This window comes from Pelomonas nitida (assembly GCF_043555975.1).
GTDB classification, from domain to species: Bacteria; Pseudomonadota; Gammaproteobacteria; order Burkholderiales; family Burkholderiaceae_C; genus Pelomonas; species Pelomonas nitida.
The window spans coordinates 154,018-178,604 of sequence record NZ_JBIGIA010000009.1 but is presented as its reverse complement, the minus strand read 5'-3'; the positions used below and the strand labels follow the sequence as shown (position 1 = coordinate 178,604).

The 24,587-nt window shown below is 69.8% G+C and carries 25 protein-coding genes; 23 read left to right on the top strand and 2 right to left on the bottom strand.

The features are described 5' to 3' along the window. The first annotated feature begins 1 nt into the window (after position 1). From ACG00X_RS13545 to ACG00X_RS13520, 6 genes are all read left to right on the top strand, one after another. Positions 2-1,030 carry a hypothetical protein gene (locus tag ACG00X_RS13545; protein WP_394488715.1) on the top strand — a complete coding sequence of 343 codons (1,029 nt, stop codon included), beginning with the start codon at positions 2-4 and terminating at the stop codon, positions 1,028-1,030. A gap of 1 nt (position 1,031) precedes the next feature. After that, positions 1,032-1,697, top strand: coding sequence for a DUF4376 domain-containing protein (locus ACG00X_RS13540; protein WP_394488714.1), 666 nt, complete (start codon positions 1,032-1,034; stop codon positions 1,695-1,697). Between the two features lie 60 nt (positions 1,698-1,757). Continuing rightward, positions 1,758-2,102, top strand: a complete 345-nt coding sequence (locus ACG00X_RS13535) for a hypothetical protein (RefSeq protein ID WP_394488713.1) — start codon at positions 1,758-1,760, stop codon at positions 2,100-2,102. Beyond that, the gene (locus ACG00X_RS13530; protein ID WP_394488712.1) at positions 2,099-2,509 is read left to right on the top strand and encodes a DUF5675 family protein; all 411 of its coding nucleotides are present in this window, start codon (positions 2,099-2,101) and stop codon (positions 2,507-2,509) included. Before ACG00X_RS13535 ends, ACG00X_RS13530 begins: the two co-directional genes overlap by 4 nt. Beyond that, on the top strand, positions 2,509-2,865 hold the full coding sequence (locus ACG00X_RS13525) for a hypothetical protein (protein ID WP_394488711.1): 357 nt from the start codon (positions 2,509-2,511) through the stop codon (positions 2,863-2,865). The genes ACG00X_RS13530 and ACG00X_RS13525 overlap by 1 nt, the downstream gene beginning before the upstream one ends. 179 nt (positions 2,866-3,044) lie before the next feature. Beyond that, positions 3,045-3,344 carry a hypothetical protein gene (locus ACG00X_RS13520; RefSeq protein WP_394488710.1) on the top strand — a complete coding sequence of 100 codons (300 nt, stop codon included), beginning with the start codon at positions 3,045-3,047 and terminating at the stop codon, positions 3,342-3,344. 294 nt (positions 3,345-3,638) lie between these two features. Here ACG00X_RS13520 and ACG00X_RS13515 read toward each other — a convergent pair whose 3' ends face one another. Further along, positions 3,639-4,316 (bottom strand): NUDIX hydrolase, encoded by a 678-nt coding sequence (locus ACG00X_RS13515; protein WP_394488709.1) that lies wholly within the window; start codon positions 4,314-4,316, stop codon positions 3,639-3,641. Between the two features lie 116 nt (positions 4,317-4,432). On the opposite strand from ACG00X_RS13515, the gene ACG00X_RS13510 reads away from it, so the two are divergent. Genes ACG00X_RS13510 through ACG00X_RS13495 form a run of 4 tightly spaced genes read left to right on the top strand, consistent with a single transcriptional unit; the run spans position 4,433 to position 9,223 of the window. Further along, complete coding sequence (locus ACG00X_RS13510; protein ID WP_394488708.1) at positions 4,433-5,275, top strand: cysteine hydrolase family protein; 843 nt, start codon at positions 4,433-4,435, stop codon at positions 5,273-5,275. An 8-nt stretch (positions 5,276-5,283) separates the two neighbouring features. After that, positions 5,284-6,480 (top strand): nicotinate phosphoribosyltransferase, encoded by a 1,197-nt coding sequence (gene pncB, locus ACG00X_RS13505; RefSeq protein WP_394488707.1) that lies wholly within the window; start codon positions 5,284-5,286, stop codon positions 6,478-6,480. Further along, positions 6,477-8,189, top strand: a complete 1,713-nt coding sequence (locus ACG00X_RS13500) for an NAD+ synthase (protein WP_394488706.1) — start codon at positions 6,477-6,479, stop codon at positions 8,187-8,189. The genes pncB and ACG00X_RS13500 overlap by 4 nt, the downstream gene beginning before the upstream one ends. Continuing rightward, complete coding sequence (locus ACG00X_RS13495) at positions 8,186-9,223, top strand: bifunctional nicotinamide-nucleotide adenylyltransferase/Nudix hydroxylase (protein ID WP_394488705.1); 1,038 nt, start codon at positions 8,186-8,188, stop codon at positions 9,221-9,223. Before ACG00X_RS13500 ends, ACG00X_RS13495 begins: the two co-directional genes overlap by 4 nt. A gap of 25 nt (positions 9,224-9,248) precedes the next feature. Here ACG00X_RS13495 and ACG00X_RS13490 read toward each other — a convergent pair whose 3' ends face one another. Further along, a complete protein-coding gene (locus ACG00X_RS13490) occupies positions 9,249-9,935 on the bottom strand; it encodes an N-acyl amino acid synthase FeeM domain-containing protein (RefSeq protein WP_394488704.1) in 687 nt (228 codons plus the stop codon). Positions 9,936-10,321: 386 nt separating this feature from the next. Between ACG00X_RS13490 and ACG00X_RS13485 the strand changes: the two genes are divergently transcribed. The 13 genes from ACG00X_RS13485 (at position 10,322) to ACG00X_RS13425 (ending at position 24,474) form a co-directional block, all read left to right on the top strand. Then, on the top strand, positions 10,322-12,379 hold the full coding sequence (locus ACG00X_RS13485; protein WP_394488703.1) for an SPFH domain-containing protein: 2,058 nt from the start codon (positions 10,322-10,324) through the stop codon (positions 12,377-12,379). Positions 12,380-12,391: 12 nt separating this feature from the next. Then, entirely contained in the window at positions 12,392-13,672 is a 1,281-nt protein-coding gene (locus ACG00X_RS13480; protein ID WP_394488702.1) for a sensor histidine kinase, read from the top strand. A gap of 64 nt (positions 13,673-13,736) precedes the next feature. Continuing rightward, entirely contained in the window at positions 13,737-14,423 is a 687-nt protein-coding gene (locus tag ACG00X_RS13475) for a response regulator (RefSeq protein ID WP_394488701.1), read from the top strand. 193 nt (positions 14,424-14,616) lie between these two features. After that, entirely contained in the window at positions 14,617-15,231 is a 615-nt protein-coding gene (locus ACG00X_RS13470) for a Pvc16 family protein (protein ID WP_394488700.1), read from the top strand. 2 nt (positions 15,232-15,233) lie between these two features. Further along, complete coding sequence (locus ACG00X_RS13465) at positions 15,234-16,022, top strand: hypothetical protein (protein WP_394488699.1); 789 nt, start codon at positions 15,234-15,236, stop codon at positions 16,020-16,022. A gap of 33 nt (positions 16,023-16,055) precedes the next feature. Beyond that, positions 16,056-18,158, top strand: coding sequence for a phage tail sheath family protein (locus ACG00X_RS13460; RefSeq protein ID WP_394488698.1), 2,103 nt, complete (start codon positions 16,056-16,058; stop codon positions 18,156-18,158). A gap of 12 nt (positions 18,159-18,170) precedes the next feature. Next, positions 18,171-18,623, top strand: a complete 453-nt coding sequence (locus ACG00X_RS13455) for a phage tail protein (protein ID WP_394488697.1) — start codon at positions 18,171-18,173, stop codon at positions 18,621-18,623. Between the two features lie 51 nt (positions 18,624-18,674). Beyond that, positions 18,675-21,053 carry a hypothetical protein gene (locus ACG00X_RS13450; protein ID WP_394488696.1) on the top strand — a complete coding sequence of 793 codons (2,379 nt, stop codon included), beginning with the start codon at positions 18,675-18,677 and terminating at the stop codon, positions 21,051-21,053. Positions 21,054-21,082: 29 nt separating this feature from the next. After that, positions 21,083-21,589, top strand: coding sequence for a phage tail protein (locus tag ACG00X_RS13445; RefSeq protein WP_394488695.1), 507 nt, complete (start codon positions 21,083-21,085; stop codon positions 21,587-21,589). Continuing rightward, positions 21,582-22,490, top strand: coding sequence for a CIS tube protein (locus tag ACG00X_RS13440; protein WP_394488694.1), 909 nt, complete (start codon positions 21,582-21,584; stop codon positions 22,488-22,490). The genes ACG00X_RS13445 and ACG00X_RS13440 overlap by 8 nt, the downstream gene beginning before the upstream one ends. Before the next feature lie 9 nt (positions 22,491-22,499). Continuing rightward, positions 22,500-22,679, top strand: coding sequence for a hypothetical protein (locus ACG00X_RS13435; protein ID WP_394488693.1), 180 nt, complete (start codon positions 22,500-22,502; stop codon positions 22,677-22,679). 2 nt (positions 22,680-22,681) lie between these two features. Further along, positions 22,682-23,761: a phage late control D family protein gene (locus tag ACG00X_RS13430; RefSeq protein WP_394488692.1), complete on the top strand. Its 1,080-nt coding sequence runs from the start codon at positions 22,682-22,684 to the stop codon at positions 23,759-23,761. Continuing rightward, entirely contained in the window at positions 23,758-24,474 is a 717-nt protein-coding gene (locus tag ACG00X_RS13425) for a phage baseplate assembly protein V (RefSeq protein WP_394488691.1), read from the top strand. Before ACG00X_RS13430 ends, ACG00X_RS13425 begins: the two co-directional genes overlap by 4 nt. Positions 24,475-24,587 lie beyond the last annotated feature (113 nt).

The window sequence follows — 24,587 nt, the reverse complement described above, 5'->3', positions numbered from 1 at the left end:
CATGCCGATCAAGACTTGGGACACGTCCGGCAACGTGCTGTTCGACTCCGACGCCGTTGTCAACGGCGTTTGCTTGGGCGCCTATCTGATCGGTGCCGGCACGAGTTTCAGCAGGTCTTTTTCGCTGCTGGCTGGCGCGACGGTGCGCGTGATGGGGCTCAATGGCGGCACGGACCTATCCGGCGTGACGGTCAGCTACCCTGGGTCGGTGCCCACGGTGAGTGCGACGGCGATACCGGTTGACCGCTATGTGGTGCTGTGGGCCACCGGCACGCCGACCATCACGTCAGGCGCAGGCATCCAGGCGGTGGGCGCGACCGACACGGTGGCTCTGTCCCCGGCGGCGCGAGGCTGCAACTACATCGGCAAGGCTGTCTATGTCGGCACCACAGCCTCTGCTGGCAGCCCCCTGAACGGCGGCACGCTCGGGAGCGTGAGCCTGCGAGTCACGAGTCCCACGCCGCCGGTCATGGTGCTAGGCGTCACGAGCGGCGCCTACTCGCGCATCTCGCGAGGCCCGTACTCACTGGGCGGCAACGATTGGGGCGTCGATGTGCAGAGCGTGGCCAGCTTGCCCACGGCGGGCGCGTCGTCTTGGCCGGCGCTGCTGACGCCGGATGTCTACGTTTTCGCCGCGCCGGCTCTACCAGGCGCCGGCGCTCAGGCAGCCATCTACGACACGGACGGCACGCTCGCTTACGACCTGCTGGCCGGACGAGTGCTGACATCGTCGGGCCCGCTCTCCTACCCGGCGGGCAGCGGCGTTGATGACTACTCGGCCGCGCTGCCCGCTGGCATTTCGTCGACCCTGTGCGGCGCCTTCGGCACCCCCTATTACTCCGAGGTGCGCAGCGCGGCGCGCGGCGGCCAATACATCCAGCGCACGTATGCAGCGGCGTGGACCCTCAGCGGCGGCTCGCTGTATCGCTTCCGCACGATCGTGTTCACCGAGCTTGACATCGACCCTCTAACTCGACTCAACGAGTCATCTGCGGTCGTCGAGATCGTGGACCTCAATGGACTCACCTGACATGCCCATCACCAAAGCCATCAAGACCCCCGGCGGAGCCGACATCGCCTACCACGTTGCCACCCGCGTGGAGGCGCAGACCCTGGACGCAGCCCAGGTGCTGCTGGTGCAGGTCTCAAGCTGGCCCAGCGTCGAGGCCTACGACCTGGCGGGCGGCAAGGCCGCAACCTGGAATGACTGGCACCCGGTGGACTTTGCGGCCCTTGCCAACTCTGCGGCGCTGGGCCTTGGCCCGGCCTGCGAGCAGGCGCTGGCCGCGTCTCCCAACTCATCGCTGGCTGGCGGAATCGTCAGCGCTATGCGCGACGGACTGGACGGTGCGCGGGCGCGCCAGTGGGCCAACATCAAGCAGCAGCGCGAGCTGTTGGACAACTCGCCGATCGACCACGACGGCTACCAGGTGGACGCTGGTGCCAGCTCACGCCTCGACATCATGGGCGCGGTCATGGCGATGCAGGCCGGCGGCCAGGCCTCGCGGCTCTGGCGCTGCAGCGACAACGTGATGCGCGAGCTGCTGCTGGCCGACCTGCTGGCCATCGGCCAGGCCATCGCCGCGCGCCGACAGGCGCTCATCGAGACATCGGACGCGCTCTACCAGCAACTCAACGACGCAGCCGATGCCGCCGCCGTCGCGGCCGTGGTGTGGCCCACATCCCCAAGCGCCTAACGCGCACCTTCATAGCATCCCCAGCAAACAGCAGTACGAACACCCATGAAAGGTCAAACCATGAGCGAACCCGCAACGAGCGCGGCGGCGGGCTTCGCCCTCGCCAAGCTCCTCCCCGCCGGCATCGGCGCAGCCCTGATGGTGGCCGTTGACATGCCGCGCACGCGCGGCGAGTTGTTCGCGCGGTTCTTCGTCGCGTTCGCGTGCAGCCACCTCTTCGGGGATGTGGCGCTGGCCATCCTGCAGCAGTGGGCGCCGATGCTGACGGCGCGGGCCGTGGACGGCGCCATGGGCGCGCTGGGGTACTTCCTGGCCGGCGGTGTGTCGGTGCTGGCCAAGCGCTTTCGGCGTCAGCCGCTCAAGACCGCCGGCCAGCTGCGCCGCGCGGTGAGGGGCGAGGAGTGAGGCGCGCCGTCCTCACGCGCTCGCCCAGCACCGACGAGGGCACGTTCGGCGTGCTGCAGTTCGACGGCCAGGTGTTGCACACCACCGAGCTGCCGTGGCGCGACAACGCCACCGGCGCCAGCTGCATCCCGACAGGCACCTACCGGTGCGAGATCGTGCAGAGCCCAAAATTTGGCCGCGTCTACGGCGTGCGCGACGTGCCCGGCCGGTCCAACATCCTCATCCACGCCGCCAACTATGGCGGCGACAAGGCCAAGGGCCTGCGCTCCGAACTGCTGGGCTGCATTGCGCCTTGCATGGTCCACGGCCAGCTCAACGGCCAGATGGCGGGGCTGCAGAGCCGGCAGGCGCTGACCGAGCTGATGGCCTGGGCCGCCGGCGCGCCGTTTGAGCTGGAGATCCGGTGATGCCCGCCTGGTCCATCAGGCTCACCGCAGCACTGGTGCTGCTGGCCGGTGCTGCTGGCTACGGCTACCACCACGGCGCGGCCCGCGTGCAGGCCCGCTGGGACGCCAAGGCCCGGGCCGAGCAAGCAGCAGCCGACACCGCCCGCGAGGCCGACCGGCTGCGCGCACGCGCCGCCGAGACGCGCTACGAGGCCCAGCGCGCCGCGATCGCGGCGCGGGCCACCCAGGTATCACCGGAGGTCCGCCATGCGCTCCATGCCCCGATCTGCCAGCCCGGCGCGGCCCTTGAGCTGGGCGACGTGCCTGTGCCTGCTGCTGTGCTGCAGCGCCTGCACGACGCCGGCGCCGATTACTAGGCCCGTCGACCCGCCGCCGGCCGCGCTTGCCGCGCCGTGCGTTGCTGGCCCGGCCTACCCGCAGGCCACCGGCGCGCCGCTGCGGGAGGTGCTGGACGTGGTGGCCGCCCGTGAGGCTGCTGCTGCCGACTGCCGCGCCCGGCACGCCGCGCTGGTCGGCGCCTGGCCGAGGTGACGCCGTGACCTGGCACATCCAGCCGACCCGCGTCACCGCGCGCCTGTTCGGCCCTGGCCGCAGCTTCGAGCACCGCGACCCGCCCGACGTCATCGCCCAGGTGGACCTGACCGCAGACGGCCACGCCTACATCCACGCCACCATGAGCCGCCAGGACGGCGGCACGCCGGCCGGCGCCTGGCGCGAGTTGGTGCGCCAGTTGCGCCGAGCGTTTGGCGTCACCCGCATCGACTACGAGCACAAGGGGCGCGACGGCGGGCTGGAGTCGGACCGGCTCTACGCGGACACGGTGCAGGAGCTGTAGGTTTTGGCTGTCTAACGTTGCGAGGCGCGCCCCAGGGATATGGCCTCATTTATCCATCCATGAGACTTAGACAAATCGCCAGCAAACCCGCATGGATACTGGATTTGCTGCCTGCCTTCTAAGCAGCAGGTCGGGGGTTCGAGTCCCTCCGGACAGGCCAAATCTCTGGCATATGGGGCGTTGTCGCCGTTCGACGATGTCGATGGCGGCATCCTTCTCTGGGCTTGGCGGCTTTCTTCGCTGTCGCCGGTCTTGCTCGGTAAGGACGTGGGCAAGCCTTGCCCAACGCCTTCTTCAGGCGTTCAGTCCTCGCCCCACGAGTTGCAGCTTCTGTCGGAACTCATCCTTCAACCGGTACAGCTGCGCCGGCCGATGCGCGCCTTCCGCGCGCTTGGCGCCGGGTACGGCTTCCAGGATGGCCAACTCGTCCATCTTGCGGCGAAAGCTCACCGGGTTGATGGCTTCGCCCAGCAGCGCTTCGTAGATGGCGTGCAGCTGCGGCAGCGTGAACGGCTCGGGGCACAGGTGCACCGGCAGCGACGAATACTGGCTCTTGTTGCGCACGCGCTCGACGGCGGTGGCGACGATGCGACCGTGGTCGAACGGCAGTTGCGGCAGGCGGTCCACCGGCAGCCAGTGTTGGCCGGGCTGGCTGGTCTCCGGCACCGGCACCAGCGCGAAGTAGGCGACCGACACGCTCCAGCCGCGCGGGTCGCGGGCCGGGCCGCTGAAGCTGGCGAGCTGCTCCAGGTAGGGGCTTTGCAGGCCCGCCTTCTGCTGCAGCACGCGTTGCGCGGCATCCTCGCAGCCTTGGTCTTCGTCGGCATGCACGTAGCCGCCCGGTAGCGCCAGTGCGCCGCTGAACGGTTCGCGGTCACGCTTGTGCAGCAGCACTTGCAGTTGCCCGTCGCGCAGCGTCAGCAGTACGACGTCGACGGTGCAGATCAGCCGGGTGTCGGGCGGGGAGTTCATTGTGTCGTTCACTGAAGCGAGGATAAGCGCTCGCACGCCTCTGGGAACTTTCCCTTTCAACTTAATTGCACAATTAATTTAAGTGAGCTTATGATGGGCGCACCCCACGAGAGGACATGCACATGAACACGCATCTGCTGTTGATCGACCCGCAGAACGATTTCTGCGACCTGCCTGAAGACTGGCTGCCGCGCTCGCCGGTGACGGCTGAGGCCATCCGCCCCGCGCTGCCGGTGGCGGGCGCGCATGCCGACCTGCAGCGGGCCGCCGCCCTCGTGCAGCGCCTGGGCGCGCAGCTCGATGCCGTCACCGTGACGCTCGACTCCCACCACCGCATCGACATCGCCCACCCGGGCTTCTGGATCGAGGCGGCCACCGGCCGTGCGCCGGGCCCGTTCACGCCGATCACCGCCGCGCAGGTGCGGGCTGGCGCCTACCTGCCGCGCGACGCGACGGCGCTGCCGCGCACGCTGGCCTACCTGGATGCGCTGGAGGCCACCGGCCGCTACACGCTGATGGTCTGGCCCGTGCACTGCCAGATGGGCACCTGGGGCCACGCCGTGCATGCGGGCCTGCAGGCCGCGCTGGATGGTTGGGCCGATGCGCAGGGCCGGTCGGTGTCGGTCGTCACCAAGGGCGAGAACCCCTGGACCGAACACTACAGCGCGCTGCAGGCCGAGGTGCCGGACGCGGCCGACGAGCGCACCGAGCTGAACGCGGCGCTGCTGGCCGAGCTGGACCGCTTCGACCGCGTGCTCATCGCGGGCGAGGCCGGCAGCCACTGCGTGCGCGCCACGGTCGAGCACCTGGCCGCGCATCTGCCGTCCAAGCAACTGCGCAAGCTGGTGCTGCTGACCGACTGCATCAGCCCCGTCACCGGCTTCGAGGCGCAGCAGGCCGACTTCCTGGCCGCCATGCAGGTGCGTGGTTTGCAATTGCTGCGCAGTACCGATCTCTGAGAGAACACATGAACACGCCCGTCATCACCAGCCTGCTGGATACCGACCTCTACAAGTTCACGATGTGGCAGACGCTGCTGCACCGCCACCCGCAGACGCAGACCGAATACCGCTTCGTCTGCCGCAACCAGCCAGGCTACCCGCTGGCCGAATTGAAGGCCGACGTCGAGCGTGAGCTGGACGCGCTGTGCGCCTTGAGCTTCCGCGAGGACGAGCTGGCCTACCTGAAGGGCCTGCGCTTCATCAAGAGCGACTTCGTCGATTTCCTGCGCATCTTTCGCTTCCAGCGCGCCTTCATCGAGGTGACGACCGACGGTCCGCAGCTGCAGATCGTTGCCCGCGGTCCGCAGGTGCATGTGATGGGCTTCGAGATCCCGGTGCTGGCCATCGTCAACGAGCTGTACTTCCGTCGCCTCGACACGCCCGAGGTGAGGGCGGAAGGCCAGCGCCGATTGAGCGCCAAGATCGCCGCGCTGCAAGCCTTCGCCGCCGAGCCGCGGCCGCAGCGCCACCCCTTCGACCTGTTCGACTTCGGCCTGCGCCGGCGCTTCTCGGGCGCCTGGCAACGCGAGGTGGTGCGCCAGCTGCGCGACGCGCTGCCGCAGCATTTCAAGGGCAGCTCCAACGTGCTGCTGGCCAAGGAGCTGGGCCTGGTGCCCATCGGCACGATGGCGCACGAATACCTGCAGACCTACCAGGCGCTGGGCACCGTGCGGCTGCGCGACCACCAGAAGGCCGCGCTGGAGGACTGGGTGCAGGAGTACCGCGGTGACCTCGGCACGGCGCTGACCGACGTGGTGGGCATGGACGCCTTCCTGGCCGACTTCGATCTCTACTTCGCCAAGCTGTTCGACGGCCTGCGCCACGACAGCGGAGACCCGGTCGTGTGGGGTGAGAAGGCGCTCGCCCACTACGCCAAGCTGCGCATCGACACCCACACCAAGCGCCTGGTGTTCAGCGACGGCTTGACCGTCGCCAAGGCCATCGAGCTGTACCGTCACTTCGCCGACCGCGTGCAGCTGGGCTTCGGCATCGGCACCCACCTCAGCAACGACATGGGCCTGCAGACGCTGAACATCGTCATGAAGCTCACGCACGCCAACGGTCAGCCCGTGGCCAAGCTCAGCGACAGCCCCGGCAAGACGCTGTGCGAGGACGAAACCTTCCTGGCCTATCTGCGCCAGGTCTTCGGCATCAAGTCATGATCAAGCTGACGATTGCCCAGCTCAACCTCACGGTGGGCGACGTGGCCGGCAACGCGGCGCGCATGGTGGCCGCCGCGCGGCAGGCAGCCTGGGCCGGCTCGCAGCTGGTGGTCTTCCCCGAGCTGGCGCTCAGCGGCTACTACCCCGGCGACCTGCTGGACGAGCCGGCCTTTTTGCGCCAGCTGGATGCCGGCCTGGACGCGCTGCGTGCCGCCTCGCGCGAGCTGCCCGAGCTCACCTGGGTGTTCGGCGCGCCGCTGCGGCGCGAAGGCGCCGGCAAGAAGCTCGAGAACGGGCTGCTCGTGCTGCAGCACGGCGAGGTGTTGCTGCGTTATGCCAAGCAGCTGCTGCCCACCTACAACATCTTCGACGAGCGCCGTCACTTCGAGCCCGGCCCGGACGTTGCCAAGGTGCTTCGCATCGGCGCGGCCCAGGTGGGCCTGCTGATCTGCGAGGACGGCTGGAACGACGACGGCGCGGACTACGGCGTGAATCCCTTCGACCGCCTGCGCGACGCGGCACCCGACCTCGTCATCAGCATCAACGCCAGCCCCAGCAACATCGGCAAACGCGAGCAGCGGCATCAGGTCTTCACGGCGGCGGCGCGTCGCAACGGCCTGCCCATCCTGTACGTGAACCATGTCGGCGGGCACGACCAGCTCGTCTACGACGGCGCCAGCTTCGCCGTCGAGCCCGAGGCAGGTGTGGTCTTCGAGGCCGAGCGCTTTGCCGAAAGCGTGCGCACGTTGGGCTTCGAGGGCGGCCGCTTCGTGGAGCCCGACGGCGGCGAGTTGCCCCGTCCCGCGCCCGAGGGGCTGAGCGCGATGGCCTTCTACCGCGCGCAGATCGTGCTGGGTCTGCGCGACTACGCGCGCCGCTGCGGCTTCACGAAGGCCGTCGTCGGCAGCTCCGGCGGCATCGACAGCGCGCTGACGCTCGCACTCGCCGCCGAAGCGCTGGGCGCCGACAACGTCGTCGGCATCACGATGCCGTCCAGCTTCTCGTCCAGCGGCTCGGTGACCGACTCCGAGGCGCTGGCCCGCAACCTGGGCATCAGGTTGCTGAACCATCCCATCCACGGCGCCGTCGACGCGCTGAAGGCGCAGTTCGCCGACAGCTTCGGCGCGGCCATGCAGGGGCTGACGCTGGAGAACCTGCAGGCCCGCGTGCGCGGCACCATCCTGATGGCCTACTCGAATGCGAACGGCCACCTGCTGCTGACCACGGGCAACAAGAGCGAGGTGTCGGTGGGCTACTGCACGCTGTATGGCGACACCAACGGCGGCCTGGGGCTCATCGGCGATCTCTACAAGACGGAAGTCTTCGCGCTGAGCCGCCACCTCAACGAGGCGGCCGGCCGCGAGCTGATCCCGACGGCCATCATCGACAAAGAACCTTCTGCCGAACTGGCGCCGGGTCAGCGCGACAGCGACAGCCTGCCGCCGTACCCCGTGCTCGATGAGATGCTGAAGATCCTCATCGAAGGCGAACGTCTTGCCGCTGACGAGCGCGGCGCCGCCGAGGCCCGCATGGCCACGCTGCGTGAGACGGCCGAGGGCAGGGCGCTGATCGAGAAGGTCGCCCGCATGATCCAGCGTAGCGAATACAAGCGCCGGCAGGCGCCGCCGCTGATCCGTCTGCGCGGGCGCGCCTTCGGCCAGGGGCGGCAGATGCCCATCGCGGCGGTGTTTCCGGGAGTGTTGTCATGAGTTCAGAGGTTGCTGTCGTCATCGGCCGTTTCCAGCCCTTCCACAACGGGCACCTGGCCTTGTTGCGCGCCGCGCTGGCCGAGGCGCCGCGTGTCGTCGTGCTGCTGGGCTCGGCCCACCAGGCACGCTCGCCGCGCCATCCGTTCAGCTGGACGGAACGCGCCGAGATGCTGAACCTGGCGCTGACCGAGGCGGAGCGGGCGCGCGTCGAGGTCGTGCCACTGCGTGACCTCTACGACGAGGCCCGCTGGGTGCAGGCCGTGCGCGCCGCCGTGCAGCAGCGCGCCGGCAACGGCGACGTGACGCTGGTGGGCCACTTCAAGGACGCCACCAGCGACTACCTGCGCCGCTTCGCGCCGTGGAAGCTGCTGAGCCTGCCGCGCCAGCACCGCGTGGACGCCACCGACCTGCGCGCCGCGCTGTTCGAGGCCGAGCCGCAAGACCTGGACGGCGTGCTGGCCAGCTGGGTGGACCAGGTGCCGCCGGGCACGCGCGCCTTCGTGCAGGCCTGGGCGCATCTGCCTTATCTGGCCGCCTTGCGGCGCGAATGGGCCATGCTCAGGCGCTACCGCGAGGCCTGGGCGGCGGCGCCCTATGCGCCGGTGTTCGTGACGGTGGACCTGGTGCTGCAGTGCGCGGGCCGTGTGCTGCTGATCCAGCGCGGCCGCGACCCCGGCCAGGGCCTGTGGGCGCTGCCCGGCGGCTTCGTGGAGCCGCGTGACACGCTGTACCAGTCGGCCGTGCGCGAGCTGGAGGAAGAAACGGGCCTGCGGCTGCTGCCCGACACGCTCTCACGCGCGCTGCGGGGTGTGGCGGTGTTCGACCATCCCGACCGTAGCCAGCGTGGCCGCACGATCACGCACGCGCATCACTTTGACCTCGGCGACCGTGAACTCCCCGAAGTGCAAGGTGCCGACGACGCAGCGCTCGCGCGCTGGGTGCCGGTGAGCGAACTGGCCGGCATGGAAGCGCAGTTCTTCGACGATCACTTCCACATGCTGGACCGCTTCCTCGGGCTGCTGCCGGCGCCCTGAGCAGGGCGGTGCTGCCGGCGAGTCGTCAGGGCAGGCGGGCCAGCATCGTGGCCTCAGTGCCAGCGTCCCAGAACAGCGGGTAGAGGCTGCGCACGTTGTCCAGCGATTCCGGGTGACCGCCCCAGAGCGCGATCTGCTCGCGCACCTCGAAAAAGTCCACGCTCATCAGCACGGCGGGGGCGTTCACCCGCGGGTTGTGGCGCGCAGGCGTGCGCGGCACCAGGCCCAGGCAGCGCCGGTAGAAGGCCACATGACGCGGGTTGACCTCGATGACCAGGCGGTCGCAGCGGGCGCGGCGGTGGGCATGCAGATAGGCGAGGTGGAAGATCTGGGCGAGCACCCGCCTGGGATCGAGCGCGTGCTTGTCCATCGCCAGGCCGCCGAATTCGCAAAGCTTTTGCCGCCCCGCGCGCCATTCGTCGAGCTCGGCCTTGAACAGCAGATCGGCATGCAGGCCGCCCTCGCCGTCGAAGCGCACCGACAGCGTGCCGACGATGCGCTCGCCGTCGCGCGCCGTGCAGACGACGTCGCCATCCTGGTTGCGGCTGCTGTAGCGCTCGCGCGTCAGCGTGAGGCCGCGGTCGCCGTAGCGCCGCTCGACGAGGTCGCGGGCGTCACCGTGCAGGCCGCCGAAGCCGCTGTCCAGCGCCAGCCCGGCGCTGTCGTCGGTGTCGTTGGCATGGCGGCGTTTTTCATCGAAGTTGGGAAACATCAACAGAGCATCCATCTCGCCCGGGTGTCGAGCTGCTGTCAGTCTATGAATGCACCGTGCGGCCCCGCGGATAGCTCACAAATCGATACACGGCAAGGCTTGCAGCCATGAGATTTCTCACGCTATGCCGCCGTTTGGTGGGGGAGGCAATGCGGCATTGTCCTACGCGGCAACCCTCGCGGAGTGCTTAACCTGACGTTGCCTGCTTTCCTCCCTCCCTGGGCAGGCGCCTGCTACGAGCGTGTGCGGGCATTGCCCCCGGCCCTGGTGCCGGGGTTCTTTTTTTGTAGCAAGCGCGGGCCAGGCCTGCGACCGTTGCTTCCTTATGCGGCCCTAACGCGACCGTCGACACAGTGGAGCTTCCTCCACCAACCGTCGTGCGTCGCATGGACATCCTGTTTTTCCCGGTCGAGCATCCCTGGCTGAGCCTGCTGGCGGCCGCCGGGCTGTTGGCGCTGATCTTCTACAAGCGGACCTTGCGCCTGTTCGGCTTCGTCATCGTGCCGGACGACTCCATCGGCACGGTCACCAAGGGTTTCGTGCTGTTCGGCCGCCACCGCGAATTGCCGCCGGGGCGCATCGTGGCGCTGTACGGCGAGGCCGGCCTGCAGGCCGACACGCTGGCGCCGGGCCTGCATCTGGGCCTGTGGCCGTGGCAGTACGAGGTCGAGCTCGTCAAGTTCACCATCGTGCCCGACGACGCCATCGGCATCGTCGAGGCCTGCGATGGCGTGCCGCTGCCGGATGGCCGCGTGCTGGCGCGGCATGTCGACTGCGACAACTTCCAGGACGCGCGCGCCTTCCTCGCGGCCGGCGAGCGCGGCCTGCAGATGAGCGTCGTGCCGCCCGGTGCGTGGCGCATCAACACGCTGCTGTTCACCGTGCGGCTGGAGCGCATGACCGTCATCGAGCCGGGCAAGATCGGCATCGTCGAGGCGCGCGACGGCATGCCGCTGACCGGCGGCCGCGTCATCGGCCGCACCGTGGCCTGCGACAGCTTCCAGGACGCGCGGGCCTTCATGGCCGGCGGCGGTGAGCGTGGCCCGCAGATGAGCGTCATTCCGCAAGGCAAGTACCGCATCAACCCCGGGCTGTTCCGCGTCACGCAGGTGCCGGTGACGGACGTGCCCGACAACAAGGTCGGCATCGTCACCACGCGCGAAGGCGCGTCGCTGACGACGGGCGAGATCGCCGGCCCCGAGGTGCCGGGCCACAACCTGTTCCAGGACGCGCTGGCCTTCGTCAACGCCGGTGGCACCAAGGGCCTGCAGGAGCAGGTGCTGTTGGCCGGCCGCTATTTCATCAACCCGATGTTCGCGACCGTCGAGATCATCGACATGACCGAGGTGCCTATCGCGTCGGTCGGTGTGGTCGTCGCCTTCGTCGGCCGTGCCGGTGTGGACGTGACGGGCGAGGGCTTCCGCCACGCCAACATGGTCCGCAAAGGCGAGAAGGGCGTGTGGGTCGATGTGCTGGACCCCGGCAAATACGCGATCAACACCTACACGCACAAGGTGCGCGTCGTGCCCACGGCCAACGTCGTGCTGAACTGGGCCACCGGCAAGACCGAGGCGCACAAGCTGGATGCCAACCTGTCGACCATCACCGTGCGCTCGGCTGACGGCTTCACGTTTAACCTCGACGTCAGCCAGATCATCCACATCCCGCGCAACGACGCGCCCAAGGTCATCGCCCGCTTCGGCAGCATGGAGGCGCTCGTCACGCAGGTGCTGGAGCCCACCATCGGCAACTACTTCCGCAACGCCGCGCAGAACTCGGACGTCATCGACTTCCTCAAGAAGCGCAGCGAGCGCCAGGCCGACGCCAAGGCCGCCATCGCGCTGGCGCTGAAGGCGTATGACGTCGGCGCTGTCGAGACGCTGATCGGCGACATCGTGCCGCCGGCCGAGCTGATGAAGACGCTGACTGACCGCAAGCTGGCCGAGCAGGAGAAGGTCACGTTCACGACGCAGATGGAGGCGCAGGGCGTGCGCCAGCAACTGGAGCAGGCCACGGCGCTGGCCCGCACGCAGGCGCAGGTGGTGGACGCCGAGCGCAAGGTGGCGATCGCCGAGTTCACGGCCCAGGCCGCGGTGAAGACGGCCGATGGCGCGGCGCGTTCCAAGAAGATCACGGCCGAGGCCGACGCCGAAGTCACGCGCGTGACCGGCCAGGCCGAGGCCGGCCGCACGCTGGCCATCGGCGAGGCCGAAGCCGAGGTCATCCGCCAGAAGATCGGCTCGATGGAATCCGGCAACTACGCCATCGTGCAGGTCGCGCAGGCGCTGGCCGGGGCCGGCGTGCAGCTGGTGCCGGAGGTGCTGGTCGGCGGCGGGCAGTCGGCGGGGCAGGGCGGCACGCTGGTCGACGTGTTGCTGGCGGGGCTGGTGAAAGACAGGCTGGCGAAGCCCGAGCAGCCTCAGCCTGTCGCTGAGGCCACCTAAACTGCTCGTCCCGTGATTCCCCGCCCCATCGTCCAGTTCCTGCCCTGGATCGCCACCGGTTCGCTGATGGCGCTCGCCTGGGTGGGCTGGAAGCTGCGCCTGGCCTGGGAGGGGCTGCGCGCGGCCCAGCGCGCCGCGCAGCTCGAGCGGGCTTTGCGCGAGTTTGGCGACCTCATGCGAGACGCCGAGCGCCCCGAGGCCCACGCGCACGAGTTGCTGCAGGCGCTGGAGCAGCTGTCGGGCCTGGCCGCTGCGGCGCTGCTGCGCCCGGCCTGCGGTGCGCAGGACGTCGTGCTGGGCGAGCCCGACGCCAACGCGCTGGCAGGCCTGCAGTTGTGCGCGGGCGCCAGCCGGGCGCTGGGCCCGGGCACGGCCCACCATGCCGGCGAACCCGATCTCTACCTGCCGTTGCGTGGCCGCGATGCGGCGCTGGGCGCGGTCACGCTGCGCGGCCTGGGGAGTGCGCCGCTGGCGGCCGACCATCTCGCGCATGCGCAGGCCTTGTGCGACCAGATGGGCCTGGCCCTGCAGCGGCGCAGCGTGCAGGACGAGGCGCGCCGTGCGGGCGAGCTGGCCGACATGCAGTCGGCCCGCAACGCCATGCTGGCGGCCATCTCGCACGATTACCGCACGCCGCTGGCCACCATCATGGGGTCGGCCTCGGCGCTGCAGACGCAGGCCGAGCGGCTGTCGCACCAGCAGCGTCAGGAGCTTGCCGCGCGCATCATCGAGGAGACGACCCGGCTGGTACGCCTCACCGACAACACTTTGCAGCTCGCACGCCTGGGGGCGCCGGGTGTTGCGCTGCGCTGTGACTGGGAGTCGGCCGAGGAGATCGTCGGCGCGGCGCTGCGGCGCGTGCGTCGCCGGCCGGATGGCCAGCGCGTGAAGGCGCGTGTCGAGCCCGAGCTGCCGCTGTTGTGGTGTGATGCGGCCCTGATGTCTCAACTGCTGGACAACCTCATCGACAACGCCCTCAAGTACAGCCCGGTCGAAGCACCGGTGGAGCTGGTGGTGCGCCGTGTCGGCAGTGAAGCGCTGCTGGCCGTGCGCGACCGTGGCCCCGGCATCGAGCCGGCCTGGCGCGACCGCGTGTTCGACGCCTTCCAGCGTGGCGACCTGGCTGCCTTCAAGCAGCGCCCACCGGGCGCCGGCGTTGGCCTGGCCGTGTGCCGGGCGATCGCCGAGGCGCATCAGGGCGGCTTGAGTCTGCGCCCGCGCGGCCACGGCGGCTGCAGCTTCGAAGCGCGGCTGCCTCTGCACGACGCGCCCGCGTTGCCGGAGGCGACGTGACAGCCCCCACGCTCACTTCGCTTGCCGGCCCCCGTGTGGGCGCGGCCTGCTATGGGGTGGCCGTGTGAGGCTGCTGCTCGTCGAGGACGACCGCGAACTGCGCGTCACGTTGCGCGAGGCGTTGGCGGTCGAGGGCTATGAGGTGCTGACGGCGGCCAGCCTGGCGGATGCAATGGCGCAGCTCGCGCATGCTGGCACGCTCGACGCCGTGCTGCTGGACCTCGGCCTGCCCGACGGCGACGGCGAGGAGCTGCTGCAGGCCTTGCGGCGTGATCGCGCCACGCCGCTCATCGTCATCTCGGCGCGGCAGGTGGAAGGGCACAAGATCCGCCTGCTGGATGCCGGCGCGGACGACTACCTCGTCAAGCCCTTCGGCATCGGCGAGTTGCTGGCTCGGTTGCGCGTGGCGCTGCGCCATCGCGGCACGGTGGCGCAGCCGGCCATCACCCTCTACCGCCGCGACGGGCTGGAGGTCGACCTTACCGCGCATCGCGTGCGCCGCGACGGTGCCGACGTGCGGCTGACGCCCACCGAGTTCAAGCTGCTGGCGCGGCTGGTGCGCCAGGCGGGGCAGGTCGTCACGCACCGTCGGCTGCTGGCCGACGTCTGGGGAGGCGATGCCACCGAACAGACGCATTACCTGCGGCTCTACATGGCGCAACTGCGCGCCAAGCTGGAGGCCGATCCGGCCGAACCCGGCCTGCTGCTGACCGAGCCGGGCGTGGGCTATCGCATCGTCGAGCCGCGCTGACACCCGCCGAAAACGTCGGCCGGCGCCGCTGTTCAGACCTGTCGCCTGCTTCGGTTTCTACCGATTGAGGATGGGGGCGCGACTGTCCCTAAACGAAAGGATGACCGCCGCGTGACGGCGTTCTTAGGATCGCTTCGCCTTGGATGACCAGGGTTGGAGTTCTGGTGGAACAGCTGATTAGGCGAGGCCGCTGATGGCCCGGTACACCGCGATCCGTGCCGTGGGCGAAAGCGTGCTGGAGCTGATGCGCGAGGCCTGCCCGGCGGACGAGCTGCAACTGGGGCCGGCGCCGGCGTTCGAGCTGGCCTCGCTGGGCAGTCTCACCGAGGGGCAGAGCCCGCCCGCCGATGGCTTCTATCTCATCCTCTGGCGAGTGGGCATCGGCGGTTCGCCGCGCAACCTGCCGCCGCGGCGCGCGCGTGACGGTCAGCTCTACAAGCCTTCGCTGCCGGTGGATCTCTATTTCCTGCTGCTGCCCGTGGCTTCGCGGCCGGACAAACAGACGCAGATGCTGGGCTGGGCGCTGACGTTTTTGCACCAGTTGCCCGCACTCAGCGGTGAGGTCATCAACCGCTATACCAAGGGCGGCCCGTCCATCTTCCGCCCCGAGGAGTCGGTCGAGCTGATTGCCGACCCGCTGTCCACGGTGGACTACCTGTCGCTTTGGGACCGCGTGAAGAGTGGGTTCCAGGCGGGCATGACCTATGTGGCGCGCATGGTGCTGCTGGACATCGAGCAGGTCGAACCGACCGGCGCGCCGGTGACCGAGCGGCGCTTCGTTGTGGGCGCGCCAGCGCAAGGCCTGTGATGGTGGCGACGTTGCTCCGGCCCTCGGCGGACGACATCAGGCTGTCGACCGGGGAGGCCCTTGCGTTCATCGATGTCGCCACGGGCATGCCCATCCTCGACGGCCTGAGTTGCCGCCTCGTGTTGCGGCGTGATGGCCAGCTGCTCGGGCATGCGCGTGTCACGCCGTCCGGCGTTCACCACTGGCCTGATCTGGCGCCGAGATGGCATCAGCCCGCGCCGGTGCAGGCCGACGTCTTCGTGCGCGACGAGCTGGGTCGCTTCCTGCCCCTCAGCCTGCCCTGGCCGCTGCCGGCGGCGCCCGCCGGGCAGGTGATTGGCATCACGGTGCGTGGCTCGGCGCGTTTGCTCCAGGTGGAGCTGCTGTCCGCCCCGGGCCGCGTTGCACCGCCCGGGCTGGCCAGCCTGCATGGCTTGCTGATCTGGCAGGCCGATGAGGGCGCCGTCCCCTGGGCCCGCGTTCGCTTTGTGGATGGTGCCGGCCACATGGTCGATGGCGCGAGCGACGCGAATGGGCGCCTGACCCTTCACCTGCCACGCCCGCGCCCCGACAAGGCCGGCTCACCGCCGGAGCCGGCCGCACAGTTGCGCGTCTTCGCCGGCGCCGCCATGGTCGGGCGCGCCGTGCCCGATGTGCTCGGCTTCGCGGCTCAGCCCGAGGTGCGCGCACTGGCCGGCATCGGGCTGGACGATGCCTATGTGCCCCCCGCCTTTCAAGCCGGCGAGCCGCTGATCCTCGCAACGGCGGGCCTGCCGTCCGTGCTGCGCCAGCTGCGGCTCAAGACCCTCTGACCCCACCCGACTTCGCTCACGAAGGAGACCGTCATGCCCGAATATCTTGCGCCTGGTGTATTCGTCGAGGAGGTGTCCTTCCGATCGAAGTCCATCGAAGGCGTCGGCACCACGACCACCGGCTTCATCGGCCCCTGCCGATACGGCCCGGTCACCGAGGCGCCGGAACTGCTGACCAGCCTGACGGAGTTCGAGCGCAGCTACGGCGACGGCAATCGGCTCGGCTTCGACAAGGACGCCGTCATCGGCACCAACTATCTCTGGCAGGCCGTGCGCAGCTACTTCGAGGAGGGCGGCAAGCGGCTGTACGTCAGCCGTGTGTTCCGCCCGCTCAAGGGCCTCTATCCCGCCAACCTGAACTTGCCGTTCACCGGCCTGCCTTACGACGATGGTCATGGGCGGCTGCTGGTGGGCTCTGCGACGGACGTGTTCCGCATCATCGCGCGCTACCCCGGCGCGTTCGGCAACCTGCAGCTGCGCTTCGGTGTGAAGCTGGGCGCGAATGTGCTGGGGGCGCTGCCCGACCCCGGCGGCGGCCCCGGCCTGACGCCCACACTGGCCAACCTCGCTGACGGCGATGTCGTGTGGATCACGACGGCCAAGGCCCAGCTCGACCCGGCGGCAGCCGGCACGCCGCTGCCACCACCCGGGCCGGCGCCCACGCCCGCCACCACGCCGCCGACCACGGCACGCGCCATCGGCGACATCCCGCTCTATGTCGCGCGTCGGGACGCAGCCACCGGCGTCTGGCGCTTCCTCGGCCTGCACCCCGACCGGGTCGCTGCCGAACCGACGGGCTTCCTGCTCGGCGACTTCAACGTCGATCTGAACTCCACCAGCAACGACTCCATCCGCCCGTTGTCGCTCAGCCTCGATGTGCTGACCCTCGACGGTCGCTCGCTCGGCACCTGGAGCGGCCTGCCGCTGGAGCCCAAGCACAAGACGGCTGGGGTCGCGGATGGCATCTTCGACCTGTTCAGCCTCAAGGGCCCGGCTAGCGAAGGCCTGCCTGTCGTGTTGCTCAACGGCAGCGTCGCCGGCGATGGCACGGTGAGCAACACCGTCGATGACGGCAGCGAGCTGCTGAAGGCCCTGGACAGTCTGGACACCGGTCTGGACCTGAAGATCACGCAGATCGAGTGGGACGACGCCGGCCGCAATGAACTGGCCGCGCTGAAGAAGAAGTTCGAGCGCGGCCTCATCGCCACGGCTTATCTGAAGGGCGGCAACGACGGTGCCTTGCCGGGCCGGACCGAGTACGAAGGCCGCGCCGATCCGACCGAGGACTACGCCACCGGCCTGAAGCAGTTCGAGGCCTTGGAGGACATCTCCATCGTTGCCGGGCCCGGCTCGACCTGGCGCGCCAAGGACCGCCCGGAGGACGTGGCTGCCGTCACCAACCTGCTCATCGCCCACGCCGAGAAAATGCGTTACCGCATCGCCGTGCTGGATTCGCACGAAGGGATGAAGCTGGCGGACGTTCGCAAGTTCAAGGCCAAGCTGGACAGCAAATATGCGGCGCTGTACTACCCGTGGGTCACGGTGTTCGACCCGGTCACCCGCCAGCCGCTGAACCTGCCGCCGTCGGGCTTCGTGGCCGGCATCTATGCGCGCAATGACACGGAGCGGGCCGTCTACAAAGCGCCCGCCAACGAGGTGGTGCGCGGCGCGATCGGGTTCGAGACGCAAATCAATGCCGCGCAGCAGGAGGTGCTCAATCCCGAGGGCATCAACTGCCTGCGCTTCTTCGAAGGGCGGGGCAACCGGCTGTGGGGGGCGCGCACCATCAGCTCCGACCCCGAATGGAAGTACGTCAACCTGCGGCGCTACTTCGCCTACCTCGAGCGCTCCATCGACAAGGGCACGCAATGGGCGGTCTTCGAGCCCAACGGCGAGGCGCTGTGGGCCAACGTGCGTGCGACGGTGCGGGACTTCCTCGTCAACGAGTGGGCCAACGGCGCGCTGCTGGGAGACAAGCCGGAGAAGGCCTTCTTCGTGCGCTGTGACCGCTCGACGATGACGCAGAACGATCTCGACAACGGGCGGCTGGTCTGCCTGGTGGGCGTGGCGCCGTTGCGGCCGGCTGAATTCGTCATCTTCCGCGTCGGTCAGTGGACCGCTGATCAGAAGTCCTGATAGGAGCACAACATGGCTGTCGTTCGTGATCGCCCCTACGTCCAGTTCAACTTCCACGTCAACCTTGGCGACGGGGTGACCAACACGCCGCAGGCGGGCTTCCAGGAAGTCAGCGGCATCGGCATGGAAGTCACCATCACCGAATACCGCCCGGGCAACTACGCCTTCAACAACGTCATCAAGACGGCGGGCTTGAACAAGGCCACCGACGTGACGATGAAGCGTGGCGTCATCGGCTCGCTGGATCTCTACAAGTGGCTGGACGATGTGCGCAACGGCGCCAACAGCGGCCTGCGCACCGTCACCGTCGAGCTCAAGAGCGAAGACCGCACGCAGACGGTGCAGACCTGGCGCCTCATCAACGCTCGCATCATGAAGCACACCTCCGGCCCCTTCAACGCGAAGGGCACGGACGTGGCGATGGAGGAGCTGACCTTGAGCTACGAACGGCTGGAGATGGAGTGAAGCCATGAGCCGGCGTTCTGTCCCTGGCGCGTCGTGCGTGGAGCGCTCGGCATGATCGGCGTGCAGATCGTCGACGACCCGTCGCCGGCCGGCGACGGCATGCCGGTCATGGATGTGCCGGTGTTCATCGGCTTCGCGGCGCGTGGGCCGCGCGACCGCCCCGTCGCGGTTGACAGCACCACGGCGTTCGAGGCCGTCTTCGGCGGCTTGCTGGATCTTGTGCAGGCCGGCCGCGGCGAGGACCCCGGCGAGCGCCTGACGGCGCATCTCTACCCGGCCGTTGCGTCGTTCTTCGCGGCGGGTGGGCGGCGTTGTCACGTCATCCGCGTGACGGGGCCGGCGGCGCGATCGGCTCACTTCGCGGTCCCCGGGCTGCGCCGGCTGCAGTACAGCGGCGCTACCGCGTCGCTGGATGCGAACGACGTCGTGCTGCGGGCCGCGAGCCCCGGCACCTGGGCGGATCGGTACGCGCTGTCAGCGCGGGTGCGAAGCCAGGCCCTGCATGTGGGCGACGCGTTGGCACGCGGCGACCTGCTGCGGGCCCGCCGGCCGCTGCACCCCGAGGCGCCGGCCTGGCGGCGCGTGGCGGCCGATGCGGTGCTGACGCCGGACTGGGCGGGCACCGGCTGGTTGTTTGAGGATCTGTCGAGCGCGGCCGTGGACCTGTCCACCTGGCTGGTCGAGCGTGTGCAGCTGGACCTGGCGCTGCGCTCACCCGGCCAGGGCGTGCTGCGCCTCGATGCTTGCGGCCTGTCTGCCGGTGCGCCTCAGCTGCCCTGGCAGGCGCTGGATGCCGAGGCGCGCTACGACGCCGGCCTGCTGCTCGCTGACTGGCCGCTTGCTGGCACGGTCGATGCGCTCGAGGGCGATTGGGCGCTGCTGCCGACGGGCGTTGGCAGTGACTTCGAGGTCTGGCAGCCAGTGACACCCGACGCGGGCGACCCGCTGGAGCGCAATGGCCTGGCGCAGTACGACGCGTCACTGTTTCTCGACCCGGCCTGGTCGCCCGGCTTGCATGGGCGCCAGCTGATGCGCTGGGCCGACGATGTGCGCTTTCTGGGCGACCGCCCGCGGCGCCTGCGCGGCCTGCATGGCGCGCTGGGCCGCGATGACGCCTGCGCCGAGGAGGCCAGCTGGATCGTCGTGCCGGATGCGGTGCATCCCGGCTGGCGGCCCACCCCGGAGGCGCAGGCCCGTCAGGTCACCGTGACCACCACACCCGACCCCGCCTGCACCTGTCCCCCGAAGACCTTCGACGACTGCGCGCCGCCGCCACCCGTGCCGCCACGCCCGCCCCGGCTCGGGTTCGTGCCCGATGCGCTGGCGCCGGCATTGCTGCCGGCCGGCAAGGCCTTCACGCTGAACCTGTGGCGGGACCCGGCCGACGAGGGCGCGCCCCAGCGGCTGGAGGTGCAACTCGCCGGCCAACCCGACTTCTCGGACGCCCGCGTGCTGGCCGACGCGCTGGCGCCGGCGGCACTGCTGCTGCCGGGGCTCCCGGCCGGCGCCTGGTGGCTGCGCGCACGCGCGCACCGGCAGGGGCTGACCGGCGCGTGGAGCGAGTCGGTCGAGCTCGATGTGCGCGCCACGGGCTGGCGGGCGCTGGCGGGCACGTCGGCCGATGTGGTGGCGCAGGTGCACCAGGCGCTGCTGTCGCTGGGCGCCGCCTCGCGCGAGCACTTCGTGCTGCTGTCCCTGCCGCTGGACTGGCGCGAGCGCGACGTCGCCGGCCACGTCGGCGCGCTGCGTGCCGAGGCGGCGCGGGTGGACGCGGCGCAGGCCGGCAGTGCCGCGAGCTTTGCGGCGCTGCATCACCCCTGGCTGTTGCAGCGAGATGCCGATGACCGGTTGCGTGCCCATCCGGCCAGCGGCGCGCTGATGGGCTTGCTCGCTCGGCGCAGCCGGCTGCATGGGGCCTGGGGCGCGTCCGGCGCGGAGGCGCTTGCCACGGCACTGGCCGCGACGGGCGAACTGCAGCCGGGCCCGGTGCTGGAAGCCCTGGGCGTGAACCCGCTCGTGCTGCGCGCCGACGCGCTGGGCACCGGCATCTCGGCGGTCCGCAGCCAGACGCTGTCGCTCGATCCGGACTGGAGCGCCATCGGCGTGCGGCGGCTCTTCATCCTGCTGCACCGGCTGTGCCGGCGCGAAGGGGAGCGTTTCGTCTTCGAGCCCAACGACATGACCTTGCGGCGAGGTCTGGAGCGCAGCTTCGATGCGCTGCTGCACCGCCTGATGCAGCGGGGCGCGTTTCGCGGCATCGATGCGTCGTCGTCCTACCTGTTGAAGACGGCCGCCGGCGCCGATGCGGCGCGCGAGATCGAGCGCGGCGAATGCAGCCTGCTCATCCAGGTGGCGCCGAGCCGGCCGCTGCGCTTTCTGACGCTGCACCTGCGCCGCTCCGGTGAGCAGCTCGAGATCGAGGAGCGCTGAGCCATGCCGCTGCCGAATGCCGTCCTGTCATGGCCGCCCGCGTGGCGGATGGGAGGTCGATGATGGCCGATGCCGAGCGCGAACAATGGCAGCCCTTCTCGACGTTGAACTTCGTCGTCGAGATCCTGCCGGATGGTGACAGCAAGCCGCTGGCCGGTGCGTCGTTCTCGGACTGCGACGGGCTGGAGATCAACCACGAGGTCAAGACGCTGAAGGAGGGCGGCAACCCCAACCGCGTCCACCGCCTGGCCGGCCCGGTGAGCTTCGGGCAGCTGACGCTCAAACGCGGCGTCACGCGCGGTACCGATCTTTGGCGGTGGTTCGACCGCAGCCTGGCCAACCCGGCCCTGCGCGCCGGCATCACGATCAGCGTGCTGCGGCCGGACAAGAGCGAGTGGGGCCGCTTCGTGCTGTCGCGCTGCCTGCCGGTCAAGCTCAAGGCGCCCATGCTCAATGCGCGCGATGGCAACGTTGCCGTGGAAGAGATCCAGGTGGCCTACGAGGCCTTCCGCTGGGAGGACAAGTCCCATGCCTGAGCTGAAGATCCAGCACGCCAAGCTCGTCGAGCTCAAGGACGACCTCAAAGACGTGATGCCCGGCGGCAAGTCGCTGACGGTGCAGTTCAACCCCGAGTCGCTGAAGCTGGTCTATGCCAACCAGGTCAAGGAGCAGCCCAACGCGTCGGGGGGCGGTGGCAACCAGAGCCAGGGCAGCGCCGCGCGGCAGTTTGTGGGCACGGGTTCGACCAAGTTGGCGGTGCAACTGTGGTTCGACGTGTCGGCGGCGACCAGTGCGCCGTTCATCGTGGACGACGTGCGCCGCATCACGGCGCAGGTGCTCTATTTCATCAAGCCCAAGCCGGCGCCGGCCGGCTCGCGCGACGCCTCGCAGCGCACGCCGCCGGGCTTGAGGTTCACGTGGGGCAAATTCCTGTTCGACGGCATCGTCGAAGGCATGGAGGAGACCATCGAGTTCTTCTCGCCCAATGGTGAGGCGCTTCGCGCCAGCATGGCCCTGACCATGGTGCAGCAGGACATCCTCGTGCCCGCCTTCGATGGCAGCGGCCAGGTGCCCGGCTCGCGCCCGCTGTGGCCGGCGGGCGGTGGGCAGTCGCTGCAAACGCTGCAAGACAGCGCACGGGCGGCAGGCGCGGCTCCCGCGCGCGGCAGCGGCGCGGGCGCGGGGGCCGGCACGCCATCGGGCGGCGGCGCGTCGGGCCCCGGCGGCGGGGCGATGAATGTGTTCGGCAGCGGCGGTGCGCCGGGCCTGGCGGCCGGGGCTGGCGGCGTGCTGGCGCTGAGCAGCGGTGCGGCCTTCCAGAAGAGCGGTGGCTGGCAGGCCGTGGCACTGGCCAACGGCATCGAGAACCCGCGCGCCGTGCCGGCGGGCCAGCTCATCGACCTGTCAGCCACCAAGCCCCGCATCGTCAGCGGTTGAGGAGCGTCCATGCCTGTGCAGATCAGTGATTTCGACCTCGTGCAGGCCCCAGCGCCTGCACCTTCGGCCGGGGCGGCGCCTGCCGCCAGCGCGCCTGCGCCGGTCGGGCCCACGCTGCCGCAGCTGGCCCTGCTGCGACGCCTGGCGGTGGCGCAGCGCGAATTGCAACTTCGCACCTTCTCGCACTAGCCATGCCCGAAGCCTCACTCCCTCTCACCAGCGGCAGGCCGACGTTGGTCATCGAAGGGCAGGTCGTCGCCGACCTTGGCGCCGCGCTGATGGCCTTCGAGGTGCGCGAGCGCATCGACGGGCTGGCGCAGGCGCAGCTCGCCTTTGGCAACTGGGGAACGCACGCCGGCGCCCCGGGCTACACCTTGTTCGAGCGGGATCGGCTGGAGTTCGGCAAGGCGCTGCAGATCAAGCTGGGCGAGGACCTGCTGTTCAGCGGCCGTGTCATGGCGCTGCAGGCGCGCTTTCCCGAGGGGGGCGCCGGTGAGGCGGAGCTGCTCGTGCAGGTGGAGGATCGCCTGCAGGATCTGCGCATGAAGCGCCGCACGCGCAGCTTCGAGCGCGCTTCGCTGGCTGCGGTGGCCCAACGCATGGCCAGCGACCACGGCCTGACGGCCAGCGTCGATGCCGAGTCCCCCACGCTGCCGCTGCTGGCTCAGGTCAACCAGAGTGACCTGGCCTTCCTGCGCGAGCTGGCGCGCCGCTGCGAGGCGGAGGTGTGGCTGGACGGCACGACGCTGCACGTCGCGGCGCGCAAGCGCCGGGGCGGTGCGCCGCTGTCACTGGACTATGGCGGCCGGCTGTTGAGCTTCGATGTGCGTGCCGATCTCGCCCTGCAGCGCACCGAGCTCAGCGTGGCCGGCTGGAGCGTCGCGGACAAGCGGCCCATTCGCGAGACCGTCAATGCCGGCAGCCTGCTCGGCGGCGAGACGAGCGACGGCGAGGGCGGCGCAGCGCTGCTTCAGAGCAAGATCGGCGCGAGGCCCGACACCGTCGCCCACCTGCAGCCCGGCTCGGCCGATGAGGCGCGGCAACTGGCCGAGGCCTGGCTGCGGCAGATCAACCGCCGCTTCGTCACGGGCCACGGCACGGCGCAGCCGGATGCGCGGCTGCGCTGCGGCGCCACGGTGGCGCTGACCGGCCTGGGCCCGTTGTTCAGCGGTGCCTACGCGTTGGCCGAGGTCTGCCACCGCTTTGACATGGCGGCCGGCTTGCGCACCGAGTTCGTCGCGGAGCGCCCCTGGATAGGAAGGCCCGCATGAGCCTGTTCGACCTGAGCCCGGCCGAGGCCCTCTACGCCGACCGCCACCCGCAGGGGTGGGGCGGGCGCTGGTATGGGTGCCATGTCGCCGAGGTCGTCGATCTGGTCGACCCCGACGGCCAGGGGCGCGTCAAGATCGCCTTGCCCTGGGCGCCCGATGCCGACGGCCAACGCTACGAGGCCTGGGCGCGCATGACCACGCTGTTCGCCGGCAAGGGCCGAGGCAGCTGGTTCATGCCGGAGGTGGGCGACGAGGTGCTCATCGTCTTCCAGGGCGGCGACCCGCGCTGGCCGTTCATCGTCGGCGGCCTGTGGAACGGCAAGGACACGCCGCCGCAAAGCGCCAGCGCGCAGAACAACCACAAGGTCATCAAGAGCCGCAACGGCGTGGTCGTCACGCTCGACGACAGCCAGGGGCAGGAGCGGCTTCAGCTCGAAACGCCCGGCGGCTGCAAGCTCACGCTGAAGGACGGCCCCGGCGTGGTGACGCTCGAAGACAGTAACGGCAACAGCGTGAAGCTGGAGACGGCGGGCATCACCGTCACCGCGTCGGCCAAGGTGACCGTCAACGCCAGCCAGGTCGCCGTGTCGGCCGGGCTGGTGCAGGTGGATGCCGGAATGTCGAAGTTCTCGGGCGTCGTGCAGGCCGACACCGTCATCACCAACACCATCATCGCGGCGACCTACACGCCGGGCGCGGGGAACATCCTATGAAGCTGTTCACTGCGCCCTTGCCGGGCCGCCGCGCCGGGCCGCCCCAAGCAAGGTCCGCCCCTCTCGGAGGGGTGCCCGCCGTAGCCGGTGGGCGGGGTGCCCAAAGGTTCTCG